The organism is Oleiphilus sp. HI0117 (assembly GCF_001635235.1).
Genome location: NZ_LWGA01000913.1, coordinates 1 through 4,505, shown reverse-complemented (window position 1 = coordinate 4,505; position 4,505 = coordinate 1). Strand labels below are relative to the sequence as shown.

The window sequence follows — 4,505 nt, the reverse complement described above, 5'->3', positions numbered from 1 at the left end:
TAGGTATCTTGATGCCCTCAAGCCTAATGCTGGTTTTTACGGACTCAGAGTAATCATCTATTTTCAGTTCAAACGGAGCCAGCTCAATTTCAAGCGAGACATCACCGCTTGCCCCTTTCATTGTTGCCTTAGAAGCTGAAATTACTTGAATCGGGAAGTCTTCCATAATCTACCTTAGGTTATAACGCCGCGTTAACAGGCGTAGTAACAATGGCGGCTTTTTTGCCGCGTAGCGCGAAAAAGGTGACATTGTTACGGAGTCCTTGTTGAACGCTTGGTTATGTTTATTTATTGTGCTAATGTGTATTTAGTTAATTTGTTATACACATAGGTGTTTTATGAGAACCAACATTGTAATTGATGACGAGCTAATGGCAAATGCTTTAAAGGTAAGCGGCTTACATACAAAGAAAGATGCTGTTGAAGAAGGCTTAAAGTTGCTTATTAAGCTAAATGAACAACAAGCTGTACGTAGTTTAAGGGGGAAAATACACTGGGAAGGCGATTTAAACGAAATGCGAGGCGATAAGTGATTATTGCTGACACAAGTGTTTGGATTGATTATTTTAACGGCGTAGTAAGTCCCTATACCGATGAGTTAGACAGGCAATTAATGAAGGGGAATGTTGCTTTAGGCGATTTAATTTTGCTTGAGATATTGCAGGGCATAAAAAGCGACAAAGAATACAATAAAACCAAGTCTGTACTTGGGAAACTAGACCAATATGAAATGCTTGGTCATAGGATGGTATTGCAATGTTCGGACTATTATCGATTGCTGAGGAAGCGAGGCATTACGATAAGGAAAACAGCGGATGTGATTATTGCGACTTTTTGTATAGATAATAAGGTGCCGCTTCTTTTTACCGATAGAGATTTCAAACCATTTGTAGAACACTGCGGATTAATTTCAGCCATTTCAAAGACATAACGCTTTTATAAACGGCGCACAGCTCTATCGTGCGTCCAACGCAGGCCACGTCTCTTTGTGGCCGGAGTGATGTTTGATGAACTGGTTAGATGTTTTAGAACACCCAACTAAACCAAACACCACGTTAAAACCTAAGTGCTTGCCTTGAGACAAAAACACCATAGATGGCGACTTTACCGGATTCCCTAGGAGCACACCACCGACGAAGCCTCTACAAATTAAAATGTACCTGAGAAACTTAAACAGCAGAACGGAACAGTTGGAAACCGTGCCACACACCCTAAAATTTTAAACGGTGGAATGCTTGATTAGAACTGAGCACTCCTTGCCGAATATTGAGCCTTAAACCTAAAGGCAAAAAAACATTTAACGCTTACATAAAGGGCCGGCGCGTCGCGACGGTCCAGCCCAAACTTGTTTGGGCGATCTTTGATGTACTGGTTAGATGTTTTGATACACCCAACAACCCAAACGCCACGTTGTGTAGCCGAAGGCGAAACTTGAGTACCTGCCTGCGACTAAAATATATGAGTTGATGACTTTACCGGATTCCCTAGGAACACACCACCAACGAAACCTCTACAAATTAAAATGTACCTGAGAAGCTTAAACAGCGGAGCGGAACAGTTGGAAACCGTACCACCTACCCTAAAAATTTAAACGGAAAGATGCCAGATTAGAAACGTGCATTCCTTGCCGAATATTGAGCCTTAACCTTTAAGGCAAAAAAACATTTAACGCCGCGTTAACCGCGCGAGCCGAAGGCGAGTCCGGTTGAACGCTTGGTTAGAATTTCTTTATTTAGTACGTTTTAACTTCAAAATACTTTATTTTCTTGTTTTCAATAACTGGATCGATCACGTATATATTCCCAGCTTCCAGCCGCGCGATGATATTATTATCTTCTACTCTAGTTCGCTCCATTTCTGCGTATGCTTCAGAGCTTGCTACAATGGCACCAGTATCAACGCTTGCCCCCATGGCTCCGCCAGCAACACCTCCTGCAATAGCTCCTGCGATATATGCACCTTCATTGTACTTGTGACTGGTTACCTCAATTTCATACTCTCCGGGTTTGACATATAACCATCGTTTAGACTTTCCAGAAAGTTTTTCGCCATTAATTGACTTAAGTAACACTGTATAAATTGTTCCAGCCCTTTGTCCTTCACTGTATGTATACAAGATTGCTGACTCGCTTTTAGGGGTATTCTTTGAGACGTTGAAATAGCTAGAGGCACACGAACTAAGCAAGCTAGCGAGTATTGTTATTGAAAGTAGCTTGATCATCTTAATTTAACTCCAAATAATCCTGAGAAACATTATCCACTATAGAGGCAATATCGTCTCCAACATCGTCCGAACTCATAAATGGAATCATAGAAAACCCAGCCATTTGATACATATGACTTGAATACAAATGGCTAGACACAATTTGACCATTTTCAAATCGGTTAATTTTTACGAGCACATCGAAATCGGTGCTAATCATAGGTAGAACAAAAACTGACAAGCCACACCAAACTGCAGATAAATACGAAAGGGGATCAAAGTCACGACTTTCATCACCTGCGGTATTATCAACAATAGAAACAATTTCAAGATAACTCTGAGGAAGCTCATCTTTCTCAGAGAGAAATTTTGCTTTTATACCTTTTTTAGAAAAGCTTTCTTGGAGTGCATCTGCAACTAGCGTGTTAACCGTTGAATAGTCAGACCAATTGGCATAACTATTAATCTTAAGAAATACAGAATCACCAGTGTTAAATGTAGTTTGATCACCTTGAACATATTCTTCTTGGAAAGAACTTGAGGAAAAATGAGCGCAAGCTGGTAAAAGAGCAGAACAAACAGCAATGAAAATTAATATTCGTATTTTTTTAATCACTAATACTTCCTTTTGTGGATGATGCCTAAAAATTCTAACGCCTTTAGCTGCGGCGAGCGATAGCGAGTCCAGCCCAAGGCGTCCTTGGGCGATGCAGGCTAAACTTGTTAAGTTTGATCATGATGAGCAAAACTCGAAATATTTTTGCTTTAAGACGGTATTGATAATCTCATCGCGAGCCGATCCATGCAGTCTGATAGCTTCAGCAAGGACCGATAAATAAGGGTACAAAACTGCATAAGTGTTTAAAACTAACGGATCAAGAGTAACTTCTAGATATTCGCTAGTTAGTGTTTTCCAGCAAACTTTGATCGATTCTAACTCGAGATACAAAGTATGGACATAATCTGGAGAATCTTCATTTTGCGCGATTTCTTGGATTAATTTAGCAGCGCGACTAGCCAAGTGTATGCGGCGTTTATCATTTTCATATAGATCAATTATTTGTTTATCAATGTCATCACGTATACCATTTCTATCGACATCAGGTAAAAAATCAAGAGGCGCAAAGCCCGACATTTCGGCTTTAGCTGCGCTGCATACGATCAGTGCGGTAAATAATATTAAAATCCTTATCACTAAAGTAACCTTCCTTTATGAGACTTAACGCCGCGCTCTGGGGCAAACCGTAGCGCAGCGTAGGTTTGTCCCTAGCAGCGCTTTGTTAGCTTTGTCTAGGTCAGAATGCGGAACTAGAACCTTCATACTTCTTCATCTTTTTGGCTTTTTTTACTGCTGCGATTTCCGCGTCCATCTTGTATTTGAAATCAGATACGTTATAAGAAAGCCACAAATTCAGATTAGGCCATCCACGTTCTAATTTAATTGTCACACCATCTTTATACCAGTAGTGGGTCACTTCCCCTAAGTTTGATGAGCCGTAGGAATTATCGGGGTAACCATATTTTTGTGATAATAAATCCTTTATTTCATCGATATACCACTTATTAGAAGATGGAAATTTATACTGAATCTGTGCCAAATAATCACCTGATGAACCATAATCATTTCCATCTGATTCTTGAGAATAGAAAACTAACATCTCTGTTGAGCCAGGCATGATATTTCTGGAATTATAATTATCTGCAAAATAGCTATATTTCTCTCGAGTAGGCCTAGCGCCTGCCTCTTTTATGGCTGACCGCATTTCATCTCGGGTAGCGCCGTAGAGATGAATACCAAATAGCTTCGGAGAATTCGGGTGTTTTTTCTGAATGGCTAGCATATTTTCCAATGTTTTAAGATTGTTTACTGCATACTCATTGCCAGAATCAGCGGCCAACTTAAATAACTCCTTAGCTTTCGTTAAGTCTTTTTCTCCTCCTTCGCCACGCTGATACATTAATGCTAAATTATTCTGAACGGCACTTGAGGGTTTATCAGAGAGCGCTTTCTCGTACCAACTCCTAGCCGCAGTTAAATCCTTGCTAACACCCTCTCCTTCACTTAAGAAATAAGCCACGTAAAAATAAGCGTCTGATTTCCCGTTATCAGCAGCTTTCTTAAAATATTTATAGGCTTCTCGCGTGTTCTTCGATACCCCTTTACCATCTTTTAGCAGAAGGGCTAACTGATATGCTTCATAAGCGCCATCTTGATCTGCAGCTAAGTTGTACCATTTTGCAGCCTCAGAATAATCAGGCGTTCCAAGTTTTCCCAACCTATATATGTCACCGAGATAACCTT

Annotated in this window: 6 protein-coding genes; 2 read left to right on the top strand and 4 right to left on the bottom strand. The window is 40.2% G+C overall.

The genetic code is table 11. The annotated features are described in order from the left end of the window. The first annotated feature begins 338 nt into the window (after positions 1-338). Both A3757_RS16255 and A3757_RS16250 read left to right on the top strand, forming a co-directional pair. Complete coding sequence (locus A3757_RS16255) at positions 339-533, top strand: type II toxin-antitoxin system VapB family antitoxin (RefSeq protein WP_068553630.1); 195 nt, start codon at positions 339-341, stop codon at positions 531-533. Continuing rightward, on the top strand, positions 530-931 hold the full coding sequence (locus A3757_RS16250) for a PIN domain nuclease (protein WP_068511100.1): 402 nt from the start codon (positions 530-532) through the stop codon (positions 929-931). The genes A3757_RS16255 and A3757_RS16250 overlap by 4 nt, the downstream gene beginning before the upstream one ends. Positions 932-1,732: 801 nt before the next feature. On the opposite strand, the gene A3757_RS16245 is transcribed toward A3757_RS16250, so the two are convergent. From A3757_RS16245 to A3757_RS16230, 4 genes are all read right to left on the bottom strand, one after another. After that, the gene (locus tag A3757_RS16245; RefSeq protein ID WP_068553631.1) at positions 1,733-2,221 is read right to left on the bottom strand and encodes a hypothetical protein; all 489 of its coding nucleotides are present in this window, start codon (positions 2,219-2,221) and stop codon (positions 1,733-1,735) included. Position 2,222: 1 nt separating this feature from the next. Continuing rightward, positions 2,223-2,819, bottom strand: coding sequence for a hypothetical protein (locus tag A3757_RS16240; RefSeq protein WP_068553632.1), 597 nt, complete (start codon positions 2,817-2,819; stop codon positions 2,223-2,225). A 117-nt stretch (positions 2,820-2,936) separates the two neighbouring features. Next, entirely contained in the window at positions 2,937-3,398 is a 462-nt protein-coding gene (locus tag A3757_RS16235; protein WP_068553633.1) for a hypothetical protein, read from the bottom strand. Between the two features lie 100 nt (positions 3,399-3,498). Then, on the bottom strand, positions 3,499-4,505 hold a 1,007-nt coding region (locus A3757_RS16230; protein ID WP_197470082.1), incomplete at its 5' end, for a tetratricopeptide repeat protein.

Excerpts from the sequence above, each read along its gene's own strand:
- A3757_RS16255 (WP_068553630.1), top strand. The coding sequence starts at position 339 with ATGAGAACCAACATTGTAATTGATGACGAGCTAATGGCAAATGCTTTA.
- A3757_RS16245 (WP_068553631.1), bottom strand. The coding sequence starts at position 2,221 with ATGATCAAGCTACTTTCAATAACAATACTCGCTAGCTTGCTTAGTTCG.